Origin of the sequence: Vibrio sp. Vb1026 (genome assembly GCF_033338745.1) — a bacterium.
GTDB classification, from domain to species: domain Bacteria; phylum Pseudomonadota; class Gammaproteobacteria; order Enterobacterales; family Vibrionaceae; genus Vibrio; species Vibrio alginolyticus.
The window spans coordinates 1-1,308 of record NZ_JAWOTH010000110.1 but is presented as its reverse complement, the minus strand read 5'-3'; the positions used below and the strand labels follow the sequence as shown (position 1 = coordinate 1,308).

Annotated in this window: 1 protein-coding gene and 1 pseudogene; both read left to right on the top strand. The window is 42.0% G+C overall.

The window, feature by feature from the left end; translation table 11 throughout:
* On the top strand, nt 1-704 hold a 704-nt coding region (locus R7E47_RS24560), incomplete at its 5' end, for an L-serine ammonia-lyase (protein ID WP_318085325.1).
* 359 nt (nt 705-1,063) lie between these two features.
* A pseudogene (locus R7E47_RS24555) lies at nt 1,064-1,308 on the top strand (major facilitator superfamily transporter); the annotation flags it as partial.

Here is a 1,308-nt window from a genome sequence, read left to right as displayed (position 1 = left end):
TCGATACTGAAGGGATCCTTGAAGGGGGCTTGAACGTCACTCGCCGAGCTCCGAATCTGTTGAAAAAACTAGAAGCGAATGCAGCAGTAGAAAATGATCCAATGGAGATCATGGACTGGATTAACTTGTTTGCCTTTGCGGTCAGCGAAGAGAACGCGGCAGGCGGGCAAGTCGTTACATCACCAACTAACGGTGCCGCAGGCGTTATCCCAGCAGTATTGATGTACTACCATCGATTCATCAAAGAGCTGGATCTTAAGCAATTAAAAGACTTTCTCGCCGTTGCTGGAGCGATTGGTATTTTATACAAAACCAACGCGTCCATTTCTGGGGCGGAAGTGGGCTGTCAAGGTGAGGTGGGAGTTTCCTCTTCTATGGCAGCGGCTGGCCTAACCGCCTTGCGAGGAGGCAGCAACGAGCAAATTGGTATCGCAGCTGAAATTGCAATGGAACACTCTCTCGGTATGACCTGCGACCCAATAGGGGGACTGGTTCAAGTGCCTTGTATTGAACGCAACGCGATGGGCGCAGTAAAAGCGATTAACGCATCACGAATGGCACTAAAACGCACTAGCAAATGTCTTATTTCATTAGATAAAGTTATCGAAACCATGTACCAAACTGGTAAAGACATGAATAAGAAATATCGCGAGACATCTCTAGGTGGTTTGGCAATCATCCATATGGCACCACCATGTGAATAATAAGTACGCATAATTTGCATCTTTCTTTACACATCGCATTGTTGGTGGCACTTAGCATCAACAGTGCGATTTCTTCCCTTCCTTGTATCAATACTCGCCTGCTTTCCATCATTTATTTTTCAATACGTTAAATTCGTTATCAGCATTTTGTTTTGATAATAATTTATAAATTGGTTTTTATAACTACACTTATCAACTTGATCTAGAACAACGGATAAGCAAATAACAAACTTCACATTAGAAAATATAGTGCGTCTTTTGTTAGTTATGCGACAATTATTTCAATACTCAATATCTCGTTTAAGTAACATTTAACAGAAATAATCACTATCTTTCTCCGCTAATGTGAGTACAAAATTATGTGGAATAAACTAAACAAATCTATGATGTTCTGCCAAATGATGTTTGGCTTATCATTTTATGGCGTGTTAGTGAGCTTAACTCGCTTTTTTCTAGAAGATCTAAATTACAACGAAGCCGATACGATGATGATCGTGGGCGCTTTTTCTGCCATTGGGCCATTGTTTGCCATCGCTGGCGGATTTATTGCGGATAAGTTTTTAGGAGCTTACCGCTCTCTGTCCATCGCCTTTCTGGCGTTCGC